The sequence below is a fragment of the Kribbella sp. NPDC050470 genome (assembly GCF_044458365.1).
In the GTDB taxonomy this organism is placed as follows: domain Bacteria; phylum Actinomycetota; class Actinomycetes; order Propionibacteriales; family Kribbellaceae; genus Kribbella.
This window is the reverse complement of sequence record NZ_JBITHV010000001.1, coordinates 148,294-170,318: the sequence shown is the minus strand read 5'-3', so window position 1 is coordinate 170,318 and position 22,025 is coordinate 148,294. Positions and strand designations below refer to the sequence as shown.

Genomic DNA, 22,025 nt, shown 5'->3' with positions numbered 1-22,025 from the left:
GACCCTGACCACAGGGAGGGGGTGGCCGGTGTGCGGCGGGATGCGGCGAGCGAGTACCTGCGCGGAGCCCTCTGGGCGATGCCGTCGGTGGCCGTCGTGCTCGCCCTCGTCACCGGCTCGGCCCTGACCTTCGTCGAGATCGAGCCCGGTTCGTGGCGGGACCGCTTCCTGTTCCAGGGTACGGCGGACGACGCCCGGACCCTGCTGATCGCGATCGCCAGCACGATGGCGACCGTGATCGCGCTGGTCCTCGGCCTCACCGTGGTGGCGCTCCAGCTCGCCTCGACCCAGTTCTCGCCCCGGCTGCTGCGCAACTTCCTGCGCGACCGGGCCAACCAGTTCGTGCTGAGCGTCTTCGTCGCGACCTTCACCTACGCCAGCGCCGGCCTCTACACGGTCGGCGTCCAGGCCGGCGAACGGACGGACGAGTACCCACGGCTCGCGGTCACCGTTGCACTGGTGCTGCTGTTCATCAGCCTGCTGATGCTGGTGTTCTTCCTGCACCACCTGACCCATTCGATCCAGATCGACGAGGTCATGCGCAAGGTCGAGCGCACGACACTGAACGTCATCGACCGGGACCTGCCGACGGTGGGAGTCACCACCGAGCCGCGCCCGGCACCGCCCGAGTGGGCGATCGACATCCCCGCGCATAGCTCCGGCTACCTGCAGACCATCCACCCCGAGTCGCTGCTCGCCGCCGCGACCGCCACCGGCGTGACGGCGTCGGTGACGCGCATGGTCGGCGAGCATGTCGTCGCCGGCGCAGCGCTCGTGCGGGTGTGGACGGACCGGCCCGGGCCGCCACCTGCCGTCGACCGGCTCGCGGCGGCGGCGCGGGATTCCATTCGGATCGGCTTCGAGCGGACCGCCGAGCAGGACGTCGCGTTCGGGGTCCGGCAGCTCGCCGACATCGCGGTCAAGGCGCTATCGGCGGCGATCAACGACCCCTACACCTCGATCCAGGCGATCGAGCACCTGTCCGTCGTGCTCGCCGCGCTGGCCAAGCGTGAGCTCGGCAGCCAGTTCCTTCGCGACCAGGCCGGCGTACTGCGGGTCGTCGTACCCGGGCGAGATCTCGCGTACTACCTCGACCTCGCGTGTGGTCAGGTACGGCGTTATGGCAAAGCCGAACCGCGTGTCGTCCGGGCACAGCTCCGGGTCCTGCACAGCACCGGTCAGTTCTGCGTCGACGACACCGGCCGGCGCCTCGTCGTCGGTCACGTGAACCTGCTGATGAAGGACGCCCAGGCCGCCATCTTCCAGCCCGCCGACTTCGTCGCCGTCCGCGAGCACGCCGACCGGGTCCTGGATGAGCTGACCACCACGCGGACCGCGCCGGACCTCTCGGTGTGAACCGAAATCCGGTGCGGCGCGAACGGCATCGTCACTTTCCCAGCGTCAGGCGCCGTTGCTCAAGGGGACATCGGCTTGCCTACTGCGCGGCGTCGGCCTTCTTCTCCGGCTTCGCGTCGACACCGGCCTCCTTGCGCTGGGCCGCGGTGATCGGCGCCGGCGCGGCCGTCAGCGGGTCGAACCCGCCACCGGACTTCGGGAACGCGATCACGTCGCGGATCGACTCGGTCCCGGCCAGCAGCGCGGTGATCCGGTCCCACCCGAACGCGATCCCGCCGTGCGGCGGCGCGCCGAACTTGAACGCGTCGAGCAGGAAGCCGAACTTCTCGCTCGCCTCCTCGTCGGTCAGGCCCATCACCGCGAACACGCGCTTCTGCACGTCCTCGCGGTGGATACGGATCGACCCGCCGCCGATCTCGTTGCCGTTGCAGACGATGTCGTACGCGTAGGCCAGCGCCGACCCCGGGTCGGTGTCGAACGTGTCCAGCGAGTCCGGCTTCGGCGACGTGAAAGCGTGGTGTACGGCGGTCCAGGCGCCGGAACCGACCGCGACGTCACCCGCGGCGGTCGCCTCGTCGGCCGGCTCGAACAGCGGCGCGTCGACGACCCACACGAACGACCAGGCCGACTCGTCGATCAGCCCGCCGCGGCGGCCGATCTCCAGCCGGGCCGCGCCGAGCAGCGCCCGCGACGACTTCACCGGGCCGGCGGCGAAGAAGATGCAGTCGCCCGGCTTCGCGCCGACGTGGTCGGCGATCCCGGCGCGCTCCTCCTCGGAGAGGTTCTTCGCGACCGGACCGCCGAGCTCGCCGTCCTGGCCGACCAGCACGTACGCCAGCCCGCGCGCACCACGCTGCTTCGCCCAGTCCTGCCACGCATCCAGCTGCTTGCGCGGCTGGTCCGCACCACCGGGCATCACGACGGCACCGACGTACGGCGCCTGGAACACGCGGAACGGGGTGTCCTTGAAGTACTCAGTGCACTCGACCAACTCGAGGCCCATCCGCAGATCCGGCTTGTCGCTGCCGAACCGCGCCATCGCCTCGGCATACGTCATCCGGGGGATCGGCGTCTGGACGTCGTACCCGACGAGCTTCCAGAGCGCGGCCAGGATCTCCTCGGACAGCGCGATCACGTCGTCCTGGTCGACGAAGCTCATCTCGATGTCGAGCTGGGTGAACTCCGGCTGCCGGTCGGCGCGGAAGTCCTCGTCGCGGTAGCAGCGGGCGATCTGGTAGTAGCGCTCCATCCCGGCCACCATCAGCAGCTGCTTGAACAGCTGCGGCGACTGCGGCAGCGCGTACCACGAGCCCGGCTGCAGGCGGGCCGGGACCAGGAAGTCCCGCGCGCCTTCCGGCGTCGACTTGGTCAGCGTCGGCGTCTCGATCTCGACGAAGTCATGGTTCGCCAGTACGTCGCGCGCCGCCTTGTTCACCTGGCTGCGCAGCCGCAGCGCGGATCCCGGGCCCTGCCGGCGCAGGTCGAGGTACCGGTACTTCAGCCGGACCTCTTCGTTCACCGGCGTCGCGTGGTGCTCCTCGACCGGGAACGGCAGCGGGTCGGCCGAGCTCAGCACCTCGACGTCGGAGGCGATCACCTCGATCTCGCCGGTCGGCAGGTTCGGGTTCGCGTTGCCCTCCGGCCGCGCGTTCACCTCGCCGGTGATCTTCAGGCAGAACTCGGCCCGCAGCGGGTGCGCGACCTCCTCGTCCCGGATGACCACCTGGACGGTGCCGCTGGAGTCGCGCAGGTCGATGAACGCCACGCCGCCGTGATCACGCCGCCGCGCCACCCAGCCGGCCAGGGTGACGGTCTGCCCGGTGTGCTCGGCGCGCAACGAGCCTGCGGAATGGGTACGGATCACTGGTTCTCCTGAGATGTCTCGATACGGGGTAGCAAGTCTGTGGCGGGCGGCGTCCAGGAGGCGGGATCGGCGGGCACCTGCTCGCCGCTGCGGATGTCCTTCACCTCGGGGCCGTTCTCGGTGCTGAACCACACGAACGGGATGCCGCGCCGGTCCGCGAACCGGATCTGCTTCCCGAACTTCGCCGCCGCCGGCGCCACCTCCACCGGAATCCCCCGGCCGCGCAGCTGCGCCGCCGTCCGCATGGCCTCGGCCCGGTCCTCCTCGGCGTTCAGCGCGACCAGCACGGCGGTCGGCGTACGACGCGAGCCGGCCACCAGGCCCTTGCCGAGCAACCGGTGCACGAGCCGGGACACACCGATCGAGATCCCGACCCCCGGGTATGTCGTCTTGCCGTCGGAGGCGAGCGAGTCGTACCGGCCACCAGAGCAGATCGAGCCGTACGACTCGTCGCCGATCAGCTGGGTCTCGTAGACGGTGCCGGTGTAGTAGTCCAGGCCGCGGGCGATCTTGAGGTCGGCCAGCAGCAGGCCCGGCGCGTGCTCGTTGGCGGCAGTCATGATCTGAGTCAGCCGCTCGAGGCCCTCGTCGAGCAGCTCGTGCTGGACCCCGAGCGCCCGGACCTGGTCGGCGAACGAGGCGTCCGTGGTGGCGATCTCCGCCAGCCGCAGCACCTGCTTGGCCGTCTCCGGGGACAGGCCGGGCCCGCCGGTCAGCAGGTCGGTCACCTTGTCCGGGCCGATCTTGTCCAGCTTGTCGACGATCCGCAGCACACCGGTGACGTCCTCGATACCGAGCCCGCGGTAGAAGCCCTCCGGGATCTGCCGGGTGTTCACCTGGATCCGGAACGCCGGGATCGGCAGCTTGCGGAACGCGTCAGCGATCACCAGCGGCAGCTCCACCTCGTAGTGGAACGGCAGCTCGCCGCTGTCGACGATGTCGATGTCGGCCTGGGTGAACTCGCGGTAGCGGCCCTCCTGCGGGCGCTCACCCCGCCACACCTTCTGGATCTGGTAGCGGCGGAACGGGAACACCAGCTTGCCGCTGTGCTCCAGCACGTAGCGGGCGAACGGCACGGTCAGGTCGAAGTGCAGGCCGAGCGCCGCGTCCTCGTCGCTGTCCGCGGCCAGCCGCCGGACGCCGTAGATCTCCTTGTCGGCGTCCTCGCCCTGGTTGGACAGCCGCTCGACCGGCTCGACCGCGCGGGTCTCGATCGACGCGAAGCCGTGCAGCTCGAAGGTCTCCCGGATCACGTCGAGGAACTTCTGCTCGACGATCCGGTCCTGCGGAAGGAATTCGGGGAACCCACTCAGCGGGCTGAGTTTGCTCACGATTTGGCCTTGCTCATGATTCGGGTATCTCCAGGTCCTGCAAGTAGGGGTTGGTCGCCTTCTCCCGGCCGATCGTTGTCTGGCCACCATGACCCGGCAGGACGACGATCTCGTCGCGCATCGGCAGGATCTTGGTGGCCAACGTATGCAGCATCGCCGGATGGTCGCCCCCAGGCAGATCCGTCCGGCCGATCGACCCGGCGAACAACACGTCACCGGAGAACAGAACCGCGGGCGCCTCTTCCGGCCCGTCGTACGGCGTGGTGAACGTGACCGACCCCCGGGTGTGGCCTGGGGTGTGGTCGACGGTGAAGGTGAGGCCGGCCAGCTCCAGGCTCAGGCCGTCCTTGAGTTCGGCGACGTCGTCCGGCTCGGCGAACTCGTGGTTGCCGCCGAGCAGCATCCGGGCGGACTCCGGGCTGATCCCGGCCAGCGGGTCGCTCAGCAGGTACCGGTCGTCCGGGTGGATCCAGGCGGTCGCGTCGTACGCCCCGCAGACCGGGAGTACGGAAAACATGTGGTCGACGTGACCGTGGGTGAGCAGCACGGCGACCGGCTTCAGCTTGTTCTCCCGGACCACCTGCTCGACCCCGGCGGTCGCGTCCTGACCCGGGTCGATGACGAGACATTCCGCGCCCTGGCCGGTGGCGACGACGTAGCAGTTCGTACCCCACGACCCCGCGGGGAACCCGGCGATGAGCACGACTGACCTTCCTGGAACGGTTCGGGACCACCCAAGGCTACCGGTGCCGGCACGCGGAGAACGAACCGGATTGTGACTCAACACCGTTGCGTCCCAGCGTGGAGTTTGTGATTGTTCAGGGATAAGCGTCGAGACAGCGGCTCGACGCGCCCACGCAGGCCCTGTTCGCGCGGTTGGACCAGGGACTGACCAGAATGGGCACGAGCGCAGTGCATACCGCCGGAAGGGGCGAGTTGTGGCCGGAGAGAGCTGGGGCCGGGTAGCCGAGGACGGAACGGTCTTCGTACGGACCAAGGACGGTGAACGGGCGGTCGGCCAGTGGCCGGACGCGAACCCGGAGGAGGCCCTCGCCTTCTACACCCGGCGGTACGACGCACTGGCCTTCGAGGTGGACCTGCTGGAGAAGCGCGTCCAGGCCGGCACCGTGTCACCCGACGACGCCCGCGCCGCGGTGAAGAAGGTGGCCGGCACGCTCGAGGAGGCCCAGGCGGTCGGCGACCTCGACGGGCTCCGGGCCCGGCTCGATGCGCTCACCCCGCTGGTCGCACAGCAGCGCGAGAAGCGCAAGGCCGAGCGCGCCGCCAAGGTCGAGGAGGCACGCTCCGCCAAGACCAAGATCGCCACCGAGGCCGAGACGATCGCCGCTGGCACCGACTGGCGGCACGGCGTCACCCGGCTGCGCGAGCTGCTGGAGGAGTGGAAGGCGCTACCGCGGCTGGACAAGTCCAGCGACGACGAACTGTGGCACCGGTTCTCCTCCGCGCGCACGACGTACACCCGGCATCGCAAGCAGCACTTCGCCGAGCTGTCCTCCAAGCGTGAGGAAGCGGCTGTGGTGAAGGAGCGGCTGGCGGCCGAGGCGGAGACGCTTGCCTCGTCCACCGACTGGGGCCCGACGTCCGGGCGCTTCCGCGACCTGATGCGGCAGTGGAAGGCCGCCGGCCCGGCGCCGCGCGAGGTCGACGACAAGCTGTGGGCGCGCTTCCGGGCCGCCCAGGACACGTTCTTCGGCGCGCGGGACGCCGTACAGGCCGAGGAGAACGCCGAGCAGGTCGAGAACCTGCAGGCCAAGGAAGCCCTGCTCGTCGAGATCGAGGCGATCCTGCCGGTCGAGGACGCCAAGGCGGCCCGCGAGCAACTCCGCGAACTGCTCGACCGCTGGGACCAGATAGGCAAGGTCCCGCGCGACTCGATGCGGGCGATCGACTCCCGCCTGCGCGCCGTCGAGCAAGCCGTCAAGGCCGCCGAGGACGAGGTCTGGAACCGCAGCAACCCCGAAGCCCGCGCCCGCGCCGAAGCCACGGTCAAGCAACTCCAGTCCCTCATCGCCGACCTGGAGAAGCAGGCCGCGAAGGCCGAGTCCCAAGGCAACACCCGCAAAGCCACCGAAGCCCGCGAAGCCATAGCCGCCCGCCGAGAATGGCTAACCCAAGCCCAAAACGCCCTCTCCGACTTCAGCTGACCCCAAGGGCTGTGGATAACGCGCAGCAGGGCGTGGCTGTTGGCGCGCGGCGAGATCCGCCAGGTGATGAAAGGCGTGTACGTCGACGTCCGGGTGCCTGACTCGTACGACCTGCGGGTCGCGGCGGCGAGCCTGGCGATCCCGCAGGACGCGGTGGCCTGTGGGAAGACGGCTGCTTGGGCGCACGGCCTCGACACGACCGCGCTCGGACCTGACGAGCTCGTCGGCGCGCACTGGACGCGGGAGCCTGTCGACACCGTCGAGATCGGCGATCTGCGGCTGACCAGCCCGCTGGCCACGGCGGTGGAGTTGGCGATGCGTCTCCCCCGGCCGTTCGCGCTCTCCGCGGTCGACGCGTTCCTGCACGCCGGCAAGGCCGATCGCTGGGCGCTCCGCGCCGCGTCGGCTGCCTATGAGGGACGGCCGGGCTACTCACAGAGCCAGGACATCCTCCGGTACGCCGACCGTCGCGCAGCCTCCCCCGGTGAGTCCTGGCTGCGACTCCGGTTGATCGATGCCGGCTTCGGCGTACCAGATCTCCAAGTCCGCGTCACCGGACCTAGCAGCACCTACCGACTGGACCTGGGCTACCCGAAGCGCCCGGTCGACGGGCGTCGGTTGGAGCTCGAGTACGACAGCGATGCGTGGCACTCCGGGCGGAGGGCTGAGGTGCGGGACGAGCGGCGGCGGGGTGAGCTTGAGGCGCTTGGGTGGCGCATCATCTCGGTTCGGCGGACTGATCTGTGGGGGGCTTATCCGGCGTTGGAGCTCGCGGTGGGGAGTTTCTTGTGCCAGCATCCGCGGTTGCCGCGGCGGTGGTGAATAGGCTGGCGGCGTGCGCTACGCCAGTCACTCGCCGGACTTCCCGTACGAGCTGTCGACCATCTGCTACCTGGAGGTCGCAGCCGACGGGTCGGTGCAGTCGCCGCCGCCGGATGGGCCGCGGGGCGGGTGCGGGCGGGTGAGAGCCGGTTGTACGCCGTCTGGCCCGGGAAGTACCGCAGCGACCTGTTCCTGATCGACGACATCGACGACTACGAGAAGGCGCTCGGCATCCAGCACGACCCGGTCCGTACGGGCCTGCAGGACCACGAGCACCGGATCAGCTGGCAACTGAGTCCGGACGACCAGCACTCGGCGGCGTCGTACGTGTTCGTGGACACCACGCTGGACTGCGGATGCGAGATCAAGGACCTGAAGGCCTTTGCCCGGCAGGCACGTGAGCAACTCGGGTGGGACGTCGCGACCACTGGCGGCGTGAGTACGTCGGTCCGCTTCGGAGCCGACGGCGAACGCCAAGGCCTTAACTACACACTCCGCATCCGCCGCAAGAGCCTCGGGTAAGCCGGTTGCCTACGGCATCTACTGCGTGACGCGGTAGACGTCGAAGACACCCTCGACCGAACGGACCGCCTTGAGCACGTGACCGAGGTGCGTCGGGTCACCCATCTCGAAAGTGAAGCGGGACTTGGCGATCCGGTCGCGGGTCGTGGTCAACGCTGCCGACAGGATGTTCACGTGGTAGTCGGAGAGCACCCGCGTGATGTCCGACAACAGCCGCGCCCGATCCAACGCCTCGACCTGGATCGCGACCAGGAACACCGACTGCGCCGTCGGGGCCCACTCGACCTCGACGATGCGCTCCGGCTGGGTCTGCAGGTTCTCGACGTTCGCACAGTCGGCGCGGTGCACGGAGACACCGGCACCGCGCGTGATCCAGCCGATGATCTCGTCACCCGGCACCGGCGTGCAGCACCGGGCCAGCTTCGACAGCACGTCCGTCGCGCCCTTGACGATGACACCGGCGTCGCCGCGGGCCGACCGCTTCCGCCGCTCCTTCGAGGCCGGCAGCCGCACGCCCTCGGAGAGGTCCTCGGCCGCGCCTTCCTCACCGCCATACGTCTCGATGAGGCGCCGTACGACGGCTTGCGCGCTCACGTGGCTCTCGCCGACGGCGGCGTACAGACCGGTCACGTCCGGGTAGCGCAGCGAGTTCGCGACCGCGGTCAGGGTCTCGTGCGAGAGCAGGCGCTGCAGCGGCAGGCCCTCCTTGCGGAGCTGCTTGGCGATCGCGTCCTTGCCGTGCTCGATCGCCTCGTCGCGGCGCTCCTTGGAGAACCAGTGCTTGATCTTGTTCCGCGCCCGCGGGCTCTTCACGAACGAGAGCCAGTCGCGCGACGGTCCCGCGCCCTGCGCCTTCGAGGTGAAGACCTCGACGACGTCACCGTTCTCGAGCGTGCTCTCGAGCGGGACGAGCCGGCCGTTCACCCGGGCGCCGATGCAGCGGTGCCCGACCTCGGTGTGGATCGCGTACGCGAAGTCGACCGGTGACGACCCGGCCGGCAGCGACATCACGTCACCGCGCGGGGTGAAGACGTACACCTCGGAGTTGTTGATCTCGAACCGCAGCGAGTCCAGGAACTCCGACGGGTCGGAGGTCTCCCGCTGCCAGTCGACCAGCTGCCGGACCCAGGGCATCTCGTTCGGCCCACCGATCTCGGTGGTGGGCGGCCCGGCGGCCTCCGGCGCGGCGGTGGTCGGGTCCTCCTTGTACTTCCAGTGCGCGGCGATGCCGTACTCCGCGCGGCGGTGCATCGAGAAGGACCGGATCTGCAGCTCCACCGGCTTGCCCTGCGGGCCGATCACGGTGGTGTGCAGCGACTGGTACATGTTGAACTTCGGCATCGCGATGTAGTCCTTGAACCGGCCGGGGACCGGGTTCCAGCGCGCGTGCAGGATGCCGAGGGCGGCGTAACAGTCCCGGACCGACTCGACCAGGACCCGGATGCCGACCAGGTCGTAGATGTCGCCGAACTCGCGGCCGCGGACGATCATCTTCTGGTAGATCGAGTAGTAGTGCTTCGGCCGGCCGGTGACGGTGGCCTTCACCTTGGCCGCGCGCAGGTCCTCGTGCACCTGGTCGATCACCGAGGCGAGGTACTCGTCGCGCGACGGCGCGCGCTCGGCGACCAGCCGGACGATCTCGTCGTACACCTTCGGGTGCAGGGTCGAGAAGGACAGGTCCTCGAGCTCCCACTTGATCGTGTTCATACCGAGCCGGTGCGCCAGCGGGGCGTAGATCTCCAGCGTCTCGCGGGCGATCCGCTCCTGCTTCTCCTGCCGCAGGAAGCCCAGGGTGCGCATGTTGTGCAGCCGGTCGGCGAGCTTGATCACCAGCACCCGGATGTCCTTGGCCATCGCGACGACCATCTTGCGGATCGTCTCGGCCTGCGCGGACTCGCCGTACTTGACCTTGTCCAGCTTGGTGACGCCGTCGACCAGCATGGCGATCTCTTCGCCGAAGTCGCGGGTCAGCTCCTCGACCGTGTACGGCGTGTCCTCGACGGTGTCGTGGAGCAGCGCGGCGCACAGGGTCGGCGCGGTCATACCGAGCTCGGCCAGGATGGTGGCGACCGCGAGCGGGTGCGTGATGTAGGCGTCACCGCTCTTGCGGAGCTGGCCGGTGTGGTACTTCTCCGCGGTCCGGTAGGCGCGCTCGATCATGCCGAGGTCGGCCTTCGGGTGGGTGGCCCGGACCACCCGGAACAGCGGCTCGAGCATCGGCGCCCGGTTTGGGTGCCGGGTGCCGCCCAGGCGGGCCAGCCGGGCGCGGACCCGGGCGGGAGCGATCCGGGGCGGCTGGGCGACAGGCGGCGGGGACGGAGCCGGGCGCACCGGGGCGCGCGGGGGCTCCTGCGGTACTACGTTCGGTACCGCTGACGTCATCGCCGGGTCTTCGCCCACGTTTGTGTCCCTCCGCCGACAGACCACCAGTCTAGGGGGAACGCCCCAGGCTCGTTGAAACGCCCTGTGGACAACACGCCGGGTGAGCGTGTCGTGGCGGAGAGTTTGCCCGAATTCGGGTCAGACCGTGACGAGCGCGCTGAGCTGCTCACCGGCCAGCCGCTCGCGTCCGGGCAGGAAGGAGAGCTCCAGCAGGACCGTCGTACCGGTCACCTCGGCCTCGCAGCGGCGGATCAGCCGCAGGCAGGCCTCGACCGTCCCGCCGGTGGCCAGGACGTCGTCGATGACGAGCACCCGGTCACCGGGCTGGAAGGCGTCCTGGTGGACCTCGATGGTCGCCTCGCCGTACTCCAGGGCGTACGACTCCTCGTACGTCGCGGCCGGCAGCTTCCCCTTCTTGCGCACGGGCACGAACCCGGCGCCGAGGGCTAGCGCGACCGGGGCGGCGAGGATGAACCCGCGCGCCTCGATCCCGACCACCTTGTCGACGATCGGGTTGCCGTCGTCGTCCTTGCCGGACGCAGCCAGCGCCTCGACCACCTGGGCGAAGCCGCTGTGGTCGGCCAGCAGCGGGGTGATGTCCTTGAACACCACCCCCGGCTGCGGGTAGTCCAGGATGTCCCGGATCCCGTCTTTCAGCACCTGCTCGAGCGACCGCATCACTTACCGCGCTTCGATCGCGGCTTGCGCGACGGCTGCGGCCGGTTGTGCCCGGACGCCTTCATCGGCCGGGGCGACGCCACCGGCGCCGTACCCGAAGGCTTGTCCTGCGGCCTGGAAGGCTTGGCAGCACTCCCGGCTCCCACCGCCACCGCCGCACCGGCGGTGGCCGGGGCCGGGGCCGGCGTCGCGGCGGCCGAGGCCCGCTTGGCGGTGACCCGGCGGTTCAGCGCCTGCATGCCCGGCTCGCGCTCCTTGAAGGCCGCCAGCAGCGCCGGCGCGATGAACACCGAGGAGTACGCGCCGACGGCGATACCGACGAACAGCGCCAGCGACAGGTCCTTCAGCGGCCCGGTCCCCAGTACGACGGTGCCGACCACGAGGATCGACCCGACCGGCAGCAACGCGATCAGCGTCGTGTTGATCGACCGTACGACGGTCTGGTTGACGGCCAGGTTGGTCGCGTCGGAGTAGGTGTAGCGGTTCGAGCCGGTGATCCCGCGGGTGTTCTCGCGCACCTTGTCGAACACCACGACGGTGTCGTAGAGCGAGTACCCGAGGATCGTCAGGACGCCGATCACCGTGGCGGGCGTGACGTCGAACCCGATCAGCGCGTACACGCCGACCGTGATCAGCACGTCGTGCAGCAATGCGATGATCGCGGCCATCGAGGCCTTGGGTTCTCGGAAGTAGGCCCAGATCACCAGGAACACCAGGCCGATGAACACGATCAGCGCGATGATCGCCTTGTTCGCGATCTGCTGGCCCCAGGAGGCGCCGATCTGCTGCGACGTCACCTGCTCGACCGCGACCCCGGCCTCGGCGGCGATCGCCGCCCGGACCTTGGTGATGTCGTCCTGCGCCAGCGGCTTGGTCTGCACCCGCACCTTGTCGGCGCCGATGGTGGTGACGACCGGGTCGCCGAGGTCCTGGGCGTTGGTCGCCTTCACCGCGTCGGTGAAGTCCTGGACCGTGTTGTCGGTGACCTTGACGTTGGTCTGGTACTCGACACCGCCCTTGAACTCGATGCCGAGCGCGAGGCCGCGGGTGAACAGGCCGATCAGCGAGATCGCGATCAGCACCAGGGAGACACCGAACCAGAGCTTGCGCTTGCCGATGAAGTCGTAGGAGACCTCACCGCGGTGCAGCTTGGCGCCGAGTTGTCCGAGCTTCGACATCAGACCTCCCCTCCCACCGGCTTCGGCGTCGACGGCCGCTTGGCCGGACGCGCCGACGGCTTCATCTGGCCGGGCAACCGCTCCACGCCGAGATGCTCCGGATCCAGGCCGGACAGCTTGTGACCGTGGCCGAAGAAGTCGGTCCGGGCCAGCAGCGTCACGAGCGGCTTGGTGAAGATGAACACCACGAGCAGGTCGATCAGCGTGGTCAGGCCGAGCGTGAACGCGAAGCCACGCACGCTGCCGATCGCCAGGATGTACAGCACCACCGCGGCGAGCAGCGAGATCGAGTCGGCCGCGATGATCGTGTGCTTGGCCCGCGCCCAGCCGGTCTCGACCGACGACCTCAGACTGCGGCCCTCGCGGACTTCGTCACGTAGTCGTTCGAAGTAGATGACGAACGAGTCCGCGGTGATACCGATGGCCACGATCAGACCGGCGATACCGGCCAGGGTCAGCGTGAACCCGATCGCCCTCCCCAGCAGCACGACCGACGCGTACGTCAGTACGGCGGCCACGCCCAGCGACGCCACCACGACGATGCCCAGGCCCCGGTAGTACAGGAACGAGAACAGCACGACCAGGCCCAGACCGGCGATACCGGCCCAGATGCCCGCGGACAGCTGGTCGCCACCGAGCTGCGGCGACACCGTCTCGACCGAGGAGATGTCGAACGAGACCGGCAGCGCGCCGTACTTCAGGACGTTCGCCAGGTCGCGCGCCTCGGCCTCGGTGAAGGTGCCGGTGATCTGCGCCTGGCCACCCGGGATCGGGTTCTCGACGCTCGGCGTGGAGATGACCTCGCTGTCCAGCACGATCGCGAACAGGTTCTGGCCCTGGCCGCGGGCCGAGATGTTCTGCGTCGCCTTGAGGAACTTGTCGCCGCCCTCGCCGGTGAACTCCAGGTTCACCTGCCACTGGAAGCCGCCCTGCGGGATACCCGCGCTGGCGTCCGACAAGTCGGTGCCCTTCAGGATCGCCGGACCGAGCAGGTACTTGTACGTGCCCTCGCGGTCGCAGGCGAACAGCGGCTTGTTCGGGTCGTCGGTCTGCCCTTCGTCACCGCACTTGTACGCCGCGAACGCGGTCTGCGTGGCCGCGTCCGGCACGTACTGCAGCGGGTCGGTCGAGGCGGCCGGCGTCGACGGGGTCGCGACCGGAGTGCTCGCCGCCGGAGTGCTGGGAGCCGGGGTGCTGGGCTTCGGCGTCGGTGTGGGCGTCGGGTCGGCCTGACCCAGGACGCTGCTCCAGGCCCGGCCGTTCGGCGTCGCGCTCGGCTTGACCGTCGTACTCGGCTTGACGGTGGTGCTCGGCTTGACCGTGGTGCTCGGCTTCGGCGTCGTACTGGGCTTGGTCGTCAGCGTCGGCGATGGGGCCGCGACCGGAGCCGCGGCCTGGGCGTCGTACACGATCCGGAAGTACAGCAACGCGGTCTGGCCGACCTGCTTCACCAGGCTGTCCTGGTTCGCGCCGGGCACGGCGACGTTGATGTGGTCCCGCCCGGAGGTGGTGATGTCGGCCTCGGCGACACCCGCACCGTTGACCCGCTGGGAGATGATGTTCTTCGCCTCGTTCAGCTGGTCGGCGGTCACCGAACCGCCGCCGGCCAGGGACTTCGCGGTCAGCGTGATGGTGGTGCCACCGCGCAGGTCCAGGCCCAGCTTAGGCTTCCAGGTCTTGGTCAGCCCCATGATCCCGAACAGCAGGACCACGATCACCCCCAGGACGATCAGTAGCCGCCCGGGGCGGGATGTCGTCGTCGTTGCCACGTCAGATTCAACCTTTGTACTTCTGGGCGCGCCGAATCGTCTGGTGGACGCCGGTCGGCGCGCCGCAGGCCGTTAGAACAGGGGGTGCGTCAGTTCTCGGTGTGCGTCGGCGGCAGCTTCGGCGTGTCCTGCACCTTGCCGTCGGCCTTGTCGGCCTTGTCACGGCCCGCGTCCGGGACGTCGACCGGGTCCTTCGCGGGCTCCTCGACAGCCTCGTCGGCGGCGTCGTCCGCAGCCTCGTCCTTGTCATCGGCCTTCTCGGCGGCCGGCGCCTCGGCCTGTGCCGCGGTGCCGTCCTCGTCCGGGATGACCCGGCCGATCGACGGCTTGACGACCTGCACCAGGACGCCTTCGGAGATCTCCAGCGTCACGTACTCGTCGTCGACCTCCTCGACGAGGCCGACCAGGCCGCTGGTGGTGATCACCTTGGTGCCCGGGGTGAGGGCGGCGACGGTGTCGGCCTGCCGCTGGCGCTGCTTGCGCTGCGTGCGGCTCATGAACCAGATCATCCCGACGATCAGGATCAGCGGCAGCAGCAGCGTGAAGCCGGAGCCGCCCCCGGAAGAGGCCATTGGTACGGCGATCAGTTGCATCGGGACTCAGAATCCTTCGTCATCGGGAGTACGGGGCGTCCGGCACGCTCTGCCCAAGCGTGCAGGTCGCAGCGGATCGACCTGAGGACAGGCCATCGGGGAGTCTAACGCCGAGCACCAAGAACTACGTCATGACACGTGGTCACGTTTGTGTTACTCAGCACCAGGACTCCACTCCAGTCTCCCCCGCAGCCCCGTGATGTCAAAGCTGCCGCCGGAGCGTGCCCGATCAGTCCTCGTCGGTGTCGAAAAGGGTGTCGGCGAAGGTTGCGCCCTTGGGGACCTTGAGGCCGATGTGGCGCCAGGCCGCGGGTGTTGCGACCCGGCCGCGCGGCGTACGGGCGAGGTATCCGGAGCGAACCAGGAACGGCTCGGCCACCTCTTCCACGGTCTCGCGCTCCTCACCGACTGCGACCGCCAGCGTCGACAGGCCCACCGGACCGCCGCCGAAGCGGCGGCACAAAGCGTCCAGCACGGACCGGTCCAGCCGGTCCAGGCCCATCTTGTCCACCTCGTACAGCTCCAGCGCCGCCTTCGCCAGTGCGAGCGTGATGATCCCGTCGGCGCGCACCTCGGCGTAGTCGCGCACGCGGCGTAGCAGGCGGTTGGCGATCCGCGGCGTACCGCGGGACCTGGAGGCGATCTCGGCCGCACCCTCGGGGGTGATGTCGACCTCGAGCAGCGCGGCCGACCGGTTGACGATCTTCTCGAGCTCGGAGGCCTCGTAGAACTCCAGGTGCCCGGTGAACCCGAACCGGTCCCGCAGCGGCCCCGGCAGCAGCCCGGCCCGGGTGGTCGCGCCGACCAGCGTGAACGGCGGGATCTCCAGCGGGATCGCAGTCGCGCCCGGCCCCTTGCCGACGATCACGTCGACCCGGAAGTCCTCCATCGCCATGTAGAGCAGTTCCTCGGCCGGCCGGGACATCCGGTGGATCTCGTCGAGGAACAGCACCTCGCCCTCGCTGAGCCCGGACAGGATCGCAGCCAGGTCGCCCGCGTGCTGAATCGCTGGGCCGCTGGTCACTCGCAGCGGCGCTGACAGTTCGCTGGCGATGATCATCGCCAGCGTGGTCTTGCCCAGGCCGGGCGGGCCGGACAGCAGCACGTGATCCGGAGCGCGGTTGCGGCCGCGGGCAGCGTGCAGCACCAGCTCGAGTTGCTCGCTCACGCGGCGCTGGCCGCCGAACTCGGCCAGGGTGCGCGGGCGCAGGGCGGACTCGATCTTGCGTTCCTCGAGATCCACCGCGTCCGCGGAGACGAGCGGCCGGACGTTGTCTTCCATACCTATGCCTTAAATGTCTTATGCCTTGGAAAGCACGCGCAGCGCGGCGCGGAGCAGGTCGGGCACGGACGGGTTCGGGCTGTCGGCGGCAAGCGGCGACACAGCGGTGACGGCGTCGTCCGCGTCGCGGGCAGACCAGCCGAGGCCGACGAGGCCCGCATGCACCTGCTCGCGCCACGCTTCCGTGGTCTGCAGCGGCCGGCCGGTCACCGTCCGGCTCGGCGCACCGATCTTGTCCTTCAGCTCGAGCACGATCCGCTGGGCGCCCTTCTTCCCGATGCCCGGCACCTTCACCAGCATGTTCAGATCCTCGGTGGCGACCGCCTGCCGCAACTGATCAGGACTCAGTACGGCGAGTGCCGCCTGCGCCAGCTTCGGTCCGACACCGGACGCGGTCTGCAGCAGCTCGAACAGGCTCTTCTCGTCGTCGTCGGCGAACCCGTACAACGTCAGCGAGTCCTCACGTACGACCATCGAGGTCGACACCCGGGCCTCCTGCCCCGGCCGAAGCCCGGCGAGCGTGCCCGGATGACAGAACACCTGCAGCCCCACGCCCCCGACCTCGATCACGGCGCTGTCCACCCCGATCGCCGCCACCGGCCCCCGCACAAACGCGATCATGTCCAGCCTCCCGGCACCGCAGTACTCATCTCTTACTCTCCTGGGCTGCCACCGCTGCTCGCAGCCGAGCTACCTGCAGGCGGGATTGTGCCTGGGCCAGCGCTTCGAGGTTCGACCGGCTCCCGGCCGCCTCCTGCAGCCGGGACGCCGTACCGCCGCGCCAGACCTGGCAGATCGCCAGCGCCAGCGCGTCCGCCGCGTCGGCAGGGGTCGGGCGCTCGGCCAGCTTGAGGATCCGGGTGACCATCGTGGTGACCTGCTCCTTACCTGCCCGGCCGGAGCCGGTGACCGCCGCCTTCACCTCACTCGGCGTGTGCAACGCGACCGGCAGACCCCGCCGTGCCGCCACGACCATGGCGACTCCGGACGCTTGCGCCGTACCCATCACCGTCCGCACGTTGTGCTGCGCGAACACCCGCTCCACCGCGACCGCGTCCGGCCGGTGCTCGGTGATCCACTCCTCCAGCTCGGCATCGATCCGGACCAGCCGCTTGGCCACGTCCAGGTCGGCCGGCGTCCGGATCACCCCGACGGCGACCAGCGCCGGCGGCTTGCCGGGTGAGCCCTCGACGATGCCGAGGCCGCAGCGAGTCAACCCCGGGTCGACGCCGAGCACCCGCATGGACCACCTCCGAACGTTTGTTCGACAACCCTAACCGCACCGCGATCAGAAGTAGTCGAGCATGTACGGCGTGGCGCTTGCGAAGGCCGCGTCGAGCGCCGCATCCGCCGTCGTGGCTCCACCTCTGGCGAGACCAGACCCGCGCAGCGTGGCCAGCGGCGTACCGGCATAGAGGGCAGCCAGCCCGCGCGGGCCGAGCTGCAGCACGTCACCGGACGCCTGGGTCGACGTGAGCTCACCGGCACCGTCAGCAATAGACAGGTGCCAGTCACCGCTGTTCGCCGGTACGTCGGGATCCTCGACCCGCAGGTCGACCTCCAGAACCGCACCGGGCGCGTACCCACGCGCAGCGATCGCAGCGGGCGCGTCGAGGAGCCGCACCATCCAGCGCTGGTGCTGCACCTCCTTCTCCGCCTCATGCTCGACCAGGAGATGCACAGGGTCGTTCGGCGAGATGTAGGCCTGCACAGTCCGCGCAATCGAGGAGCCGGAGCCGACCGTCGCCCACAGCGCGCGGGCGGTGGCCTCGGAGCCGGCCACGAGCTCGTCCACGCACAGGTCCGAGCCGGACCAGCTGTAGACCACGAACCCGTCCTCAGCGAGGTACGCGAAGTTGTCCTCGTCCGCCAGCCACTCGGTGACCTCGTTGAGCGGCCACACGAGCGGACCGCTGGTACGACGCCGCTCGTGCGACTGCCCCACCAACTCCAGGACCCGCTCCGCGTCCTGCGGCCCAGCCCGCCGTACGGCGACCTCCTTGCCACCCAGCTCGCGCAGATCGGCCGCGGGGAACGAGAACCGGTAGCGCCCGCCACCGAACTCGTACCCCAGGTGCCTGTAGATGACTGTGGTCGCCGGGTACAGCGCAGTCAGCGGGAACCCCTTGTCAGCCGCCCGCTGCAGCAGCCCGCGCATCAGCTTGCTGCCAACGCCACGCCCCCGGTACTCCGGCGACACGACGACTCCCGCAACACCCGCCACGGGCACGCGCCGACCGCTCCACCACTGCTCGAAGTCCCAGAACCGCGCCGCCGCGACGACCTCGTCGCCGTCGGCCACACCGACGTACCGGCCGTCCTTGATGAACGCCCGCGCGTCCTTGAGCCACTGCTCCCGATCACCGGCCGCCATCACCCCGAACGACCGGGCCCGCACCCGCAACACCGCGTCCAACTGGTCCTCGGCGATGTCCACAAACCGCAACGCGTCACTCACGCCGCCGACCCTATGTCCTACCGCTCCCCCGAGCGACAGCAATACCACCCCGCGACCACTGGCCCGCCCGTGCTACTTCCGGTCGGTCACCCAGAGGTGGATCGTCCCCTCGACCACGACCGTGCCGTCGTCCCGCGTCGCCTTCACCCGCACCGGCACATCCGGCCCAGCCGTCCAGTCCTGCGGATCGGTCTCCGCCGAGCACGTGAGATCGGACGTGGACTTGGCCAGGTACGCAACCTCCATCCCCTTGGGCAGCCACCGCTTCCCACCCGGAACAGTCGCCTCCGCCAACGCCCCCATCGCCGCCTCCAACCCGTTGCACACGGCAATCGCGTGCACGGTCCCGATGTGGTTCTGCACCGCCCGCCGCTTCGGCAACCTCAACGCCGCGTAGTTAGGACTCACCTGCACGAACCGAGGCCGAACCGACCGAAAGTACGGCGCCTTCCAGGCGAACCCCCACGAGAACACCCGATCCCCACCAGGCACCCCCCGCAACCGCTCCCACAACCCCAGCACCTCACTCATCCCCCAATGTTACCCACCAGTCACATCCCCGTCGACCCCCAACCGATTGCATGGAGCCGGGGACATCCGAACAGCCGGTTGCATGGAGCCGGGGACATACGGACAGGTAGTGCACCAGCGAGACGCCGTACACACCGACCCGACCGCGCTCAACCGCACTACCGGCGGCCCGGCACCACCTGTCGAACTGCACGCCCTCCCGTCTCGCCGCCACCGCAGCCTCACCCACGGCCCCGCCAGACCGCCGCACCGCTCGCCCGCCATGCCAACCCACCCACAGATCCGCCACAACAGCCGGATGCCCCCTGAGCTAAGGGGTTGCCCACTGGAAATTCGAGTGGGCAACCCCCAACGTGAGTAGGCAAGCTCACCCGGGCGCGGAGGCGCGGGGCCAGCAGCCCGTAGGTGCCGCCCTCAATTGGCGGGGATGTCCCCTTGGAGGGTGGCTTCTCCCCTTGAGTGCGAAGGGAGAAGCCGCAACGCCAGGTGATATCCGCCTCCGTGAATCGCCGACGCAACCCGCGAGGCGGCGCGCTCGCCGATCGCGGTGCGCAGGACACCAGTGGGCGCGCCGCCGAAGGCGGCCGGCAAATCAGCCGCCGCGCAGCGGTGACCGCTCTGCCTGACGGACGTTGGGTCCGCCGATCACGTTGCCCGTGGCACCAGGTTGGGCCTGCCACGGGCAACTGACGGAACCCGCCGTCGTCAATTGACGGGGATTTCCCCTCGAACGGTGGCTTCTCCACTTGAGTGCGAGGGGAGAAGCCGCAACACCAGGGGATATCCGCCCCGCGAAGCGCCGACGCAACCCCGCGAGCAGCCCCTCGCCGATCGCGGTGCGCGGGACAGCGGCGGGCGCCCGCCGAAGGCGGCCAACAAGACAGCCGCCGCGCAGCGGTGACCGCGTGCTCGCCGGAGGTTGGATCCGCCGAGCAGGTTGCCCGTGGCACCAGGTTGTGCCCGCCACAAGCAGTTGACGGAACCCACCGCCGTCAATTGACGGGGATGTCCCCTCGAACGCTGGCTTCTCCCCTTGAGTACGAAGGGAGAAGCCACAACACCAGGGGATATCCGCCTCCGTGAGGCGCCGACGCAACCCCGCGAGGCGGCGCGGTCGCCGATCGCGGTGCGCGGGAAAGCGGTGGGCGCGCCGCCGAAGGCGGCTAGGAGAGCAGCCTCCGCGGAGCGGTGACCGAGCTGCGTGGCGGCGGGTGCGGGCGCCGAGCGCGGTGTGGTGTGCGGGACGTCGGTGGGCGCGCCGCTGGAGGCGGCTGACAGGGCAGGTGCTGCGGCGCGGTGCCAGCTCGCAGCGAAGGTGGTGTCCTCTTGGTGATTTAGACGATTCAATTGGGCGCCGGTAGACTGGGGGTTCTGACGGAGTGTGACCGGTTTCGAGGGACGATGGCGACGCCCAGCATCAAAGAGGTCGCGCACCGCGCGGGGGTTTCGGTTGGCACGGTGAGCAACGTGCTGAACCGGCCGTGGATCGTGGCGCCCGCGACCAGGCAACGTGTGCAGGACAGCATCAGCGCGCTCGGGTTCGTGCGCAACGAGGCGGCCAGGCACCTGCGCGCGGGCAAGAGCCGGACGGTCGGGCTGGTTGTGCTCGACGTGGCGAACCCGTTCTTCACCGATCTCGCCGAAGGCGCCGAGGCGCTGGCGTACGAGCACGACACCGTGGTGATGTTGTGCAACAGCAAGACCGACCCGGTGCGCGAAGGGCATCACCTCGACCAGCTCGAGCAGCAGCGCGTCCTCGGCATTCTCATCACCCCGTTCGACAGCAACGATCCCCGGCTGACAGCGTTGGTCGATCGCGGTACGCCGGTCGTCCTCGTCGACCGTACGGCGGACCGCGGCCTCTGCTCGGTGTCGGTCGACGACCAGCTGGGTGGGCGGCTGGCGGGCAATCACCTGATCGAGTCGGGGCATCGCCGGATCGCCTTCATCGGTGGGCCGTTCAGCATGCAGCAGGTCGCGGACCGGATGGCCGGCATCAAGACTGTGGTCGGGCAGGCCGATCACGTCGACCTGCAGGAGTTCGAGGTCGACGTGATGGGCGTCGTCGAGGGCCGCGCGATCGGCGAGAAGGTCGCCGCGATGCCGGCCAAAAGCAGGCCGACCGCGGCGTTCCTCGCGAACGACCTGCTGGCGCTGGGATTCCTGCAGGCGATGGCCGTTGCCGGACTGCGGGTCCCGCGCGATATGGCGATTGTGGGGTACGACGACATCGACTTCGCCCGCGCCGCCGCCGTACCGCTGTCGTCCGTGCGGCAGCCGGCCGAGTTGCTCGGGCGGTCGGCGATGGAGTTGCTGCAGGAGGAGGTCGAGGCGGCCGAGCGGCATCGCCATCGGCAGGTGATCTTCCAGCCGGATCTGATTGTCAGGGAGTCGAGTGACTTCAAACGCCGCTGACACACTCTACGAAAACCCGCTCGCCTCAGCCGAAGACCTGGCAACCTTCCGCCTAGAAGGCGAGGGCGCCGTCTCGTTCCCGCTCGGCCGGCTGCGGCTGGAGAGTGTGCGGCCGCCGGAGCATGGGCAGGACGCCAACGTGGTGCTGTGGTGCCCGGAGGACTTCCCGCCCGACATCGTCGTGGAGTGGGACTTCTGGCCGATCCGCGAGCCCGGCCTGTGCATCCTGTTCTTCCACGCGAAGGGCCGCGCCGGCGAGGACCTCTTCGACCTCCGGCCGCGGACCGGGCCGTACGAGCAGTACCACCACGGCGACCTGGACACCTACCACGTCTCGTACTTCCGCCGCCGCTGGCCGGCCGAGCGCGCGTTCCACACCTGCAACCTGCGCAAGAGCTACGGCTTCCACCTCGTCGCGCAGGGACCAGACCCGCTCCCGTCGGTCCTGGACGCCCAAGGTCCTTACAAACTCAGGCTGACCGTCGACCGCGGCCACATCTCCTTCGCGATCAACGACGTCACAAGCTTCGAGTGGTACGACGACCAGCCCCTCGCCGGCGGAAAGCTCGGCTTCCGCCAGATGGCGCCGCTGATCGGCGAGTACGCGAACCTGCGGGTTTCCCAGCTCTAGACGCTACTTCAAGCAGTCCCCCAGGTCTTCGTGACCAGTCTCTGACAA

Annotated in this window: 19 protein-coding genes; 6 read left to right on the top strand and 13 right to left on the bottom strand. The window is 69.4% G+C overall.

Annotated features, from left to right (window positions below):
- Positions 1 to 30: 30 nt before the first annotated feature.
- On the top strand, positions 31 to 1,356 hold the full coding sequence (locus ACIBGM_RS00735; protein WP_396384029.1) for a DUF2254 domain-containing protein: 1,326 nt from the start codon (positions 31 to 33) through the stop codon (positions 1,354 to 1,356).
- A 79-nt stretch (positions 1,357 to 1,435) separates the two neighbouring features.
- Here ACIBGM_RS00735 and aspS read toward each other — a convergent pair whose 3' ends face one another.
- Genes aspS through ACIBGM_RS00720 form a run of 3 tightly spaced genes read right to left on the bottom strand, consistent with a single transcriptional unit; the run spans position 1,436 to position 5,254 of the window.
- On the bottom strand, positions 1,436 to 3,220 hold the full coding sequence (aspS, locus tag ACIBGM_RS00730) for an aspartate--tRNA ligase (RefSeq protein ID WP_360530297.1): 1,785 nt from the start codon (positions 3,218 to 3,220) through the stop codon (positions 1,436 to 1,438).
- Entirely contained in the window at positions 3,217 to 4,551 is a 1,335-nt protein-coding gene (gene hisS, locus ACIBGM_RS00725) for a histidine--tRNA ligase (RefSeq protein WP_396384028.1), read from the bottom strand. The genes aspS and hisS overlap by 4 nt, the downstream gene beginning before the upstream one ends.
- A gap of 13 nt (positions 4,552 to 4,564) precedes the next feature.
- Positions 4,565 to 5,254 carry an MBL fold metallo-hydrolase gene (locus ACIBGM_RS00720; protein ID WP_396384027.1) on the bottom strand — a complete coding sequence of 230 codons (690 nt, stop codon included), beginning with the start codon at positions 5,252 to 5,254 and terminating at the stop codon, positions 4,565 to 4,567.
- Positions 5,255 to 5,489: 235 nt separating this feature from the next.
- Between ACIBGM_RS00720 and ACIBGM_RS00715 the strand changes: the two genes are divergently transcribed.
- The 3 genes from ACIBGM_RS00715 (at position 5,490) to ACIBGM_RS00705 (ending at position 8,060) form a co-directional block, all read left to right on the top strand.
- The gene (locus ACIBGM_RS00715) at positions 5,490 to 6,716 is read left to right on the top strand and encodes a DUF349 domain-containing protein (protein ID WP_360530286.1); all 1,227 of its coding nucleotides are present in this window, start codon (positions 5,490 to 5,492) and stop codon (positions 6,714 to 6,716) included.
- 63 nt (positions 6,717 to 6,779) lie between these two features.
- The gene (locus ACIBGM_RS00710; RefSeq protein ID WP_396384026.1) at positions 6,780 to 7,538 is read left to right on the top strand and encodes a hypothetical protein; all 759 of its coding nucleotides are present in this window, start codon (positions 6,780 to 6,782) and stop codon (positions 7,536 to 7,538) included.
- Positions 7,539 to 7,688: 150 nt separating this feature from the next.
- Entirely contained in the window at positions 7,689 to 8,060 is a 372-nt protein-coding gene (locus tag ACIBGM_RS00705) for a hypothetical protein (protein WP_396384025.1), read from the top strand.
- An 18-nt stretch (positions 8,061 to 8,078) separates the two neighbouring features.
- Here ACIBGM_RS00705 and ACIBGM_RS00700 read toward each other — a convergent pair whose 3' ends face one another.
- The 10 genes from ACIBGM_RS00700 to ACIBGM_RS00655 form a co-directional block, all read right to left on the bottom strand.
- On the bottom strand, positions 8,079 to 10,277 hold the full coding sequence (locus ACIBGM_RS00700; protein ID WP_360530323.1) for a bifunctional (p)ppGpp synthetase/guanosine-3',5'-bis(diphosphate) 3'-pyrophosphohydrolase: 2,199 nt from the start codon (positions 10,275 to 10,277) through the stop codon (positions 8,079 to 8,081).
- 303 nt (positions 10,278 to 10,580) lie between these two features.
- Complete coding sequence (locus ACIBGM_RS00695) at positions 10,581 to 11,120, bottom strand: adenine phosphoribosyltransferase (protein WP_396384024.1); 540 nt, start codon at positions 11,118 to 11,120, stop codon at positions 10,581 to 10,583.
- Positions 11,120 to 12,298 (bottom strand): protein translocase subunit SecF, encoded by a 1,179-nt coding sequence (secF, locus tag ACIBGM_RS00690; RefSeq protein WP_360530275.1) that lies wholly within the window; start codon positions 12,296 to 12,298, stop codon positions 11,120 to 11,122. The genes ACIBGM_RS00695 and secF overlap by 1 nt, the downstream gene beginning before the upstream one ends.
- On the bottom strand, positions 12,298 to 14,067 hold the full coding sequence (secD, locus tag ACIBGM_RS00685; protein ID WP_396384023.1) for a protein translocase subunit SecD: 1,770 nt from the start codon (positions 14,065 to 14,067) through the stop codon (positions 12,298 to 12,300). Before secD ends, secF begins: the two co-directional genes overlap by 1 nt.
- Before the next feature lie 89 nt (positions 14,068 to 14,156).
- Positions 14,157 to 14,639, bottom strand: coding sequence for a preprotein translocase subunit YajC (yajC, locus tag ACIBGM_RS00680; RefSeq protein ID WP_396384022.1), 483 nt, complete (start codon positions 14,637 to 14,639; stop codon positions 14,157 to 14,159).
- A gap of 250 nt (positions 14,640 to 14,889) precedes the next feature.
- Positions 14,890 to 15,942: a Holliday junction branch migration DNA helicase RuvB gene (ruvB, locus tag ACIBGM_RS00675; protein ID WP_360530266.1), complete on the bottom strand. Its 1,053-nt coding sequence runs from the start codon at positions 15,940 to 15,942 to the stop codon at positions 14,890 to 14,892.
- An 18-nt stretch (positions 15,943 to 15,960) separates the two neighbouring features.
- Positions 15,961 to 16,563: a Holliday junction branch migration protein RuvA gene (gene ruvA, locus ACIBGM_RS00670; protein WP_360530263.1), complete on the bottom strand. Its 603-nt coding sequence runs from the start codon at positions 16,561 to 16,563 to the stop codon at positions 15,961 to 15,963.
- Positions 16,564 to 16,588: 25 nt separating this feature from the next.
- Positions 16,589 to 17,185 carry a crossover junction endodeoxyribonuclease RuvC gene (ruvC, locus tag ACIBGM_RS00665; RefSeq protein WP_360530260.1) on the bottom strand — a complete coding sequence of 199 codons (597 nt, stop codon included), beginning with the start codon at positions 17,183 to 17,185 and terminating at the stop codon, positions 16,589 to 16,591.
- A 45-nt stretch (positions 17,186 to 17,230) separates the two neighbouring features.
- Positions 17,231 to 18,400, bottom strand: coding sequence for a GNAT family N-acetyltransferase (eis, locus tag ACIBGM_RS00660; protein ID WP_360530257.1), 1,170 nt, complete (start codon positions 18,398 to 18,400; stop codon positions 17,231 to 17,233).
- A gap of 72 nt (positions 18,401 to 18,472) precedes the next feature.
- The gene (locus tag ACIBGM_RS00655) at positions 18,473 to 18,931 is read right to left on the bottom strand and encodes a hotdog fold domain-containing protein (protein WP_360530254.1); all 459 of its coding nucleotides are present in this window, start codon (positions 18,929 to 18,931) and stop codon (positions 18,473 to 18,475) included.
- A gap of 1,401 nt (positions 18,932 to 20,332) precedes the next feature.
- Between ACIBGM_RS00655 and ACIBGM_RS00650 the strand changes: the two genes are divergently transcribed.
- Together ACIBGM_RS00650 and ACIBGM_RS00645 are read left to right on the top strand one after the other, a co-directional pair.
- Complete coding sequence (locus ACIBGM_RS00650) at positions 20,333 to 21,346, top strand: LacI family DNA-binding transcriptional regulator (RefSeq protein WP_396384021.1); 1,014 nt, start codon at positions 20,333 to 20,335, stop codon at positions 21,344 to 21,346.
- On the top strand, positions 21,327 to 21,977 hold the full coding sequence (locus ACIBGM_RS00645; RefSeq protein WP_396384020.1) for a DUF1961 family protein: 651 nt from the start codon (positions 21,327 to 21,329) through the stop codon (positions 21,975 to 21,977). The genes ACIBGM_RS00650 and ACIBGM_RS00645 overlap by 20 nt, the downstream gene beginning before the upstream one ends.
- Positions 21,978 to 22,025 lie beyond the last annotated feature (48 nt).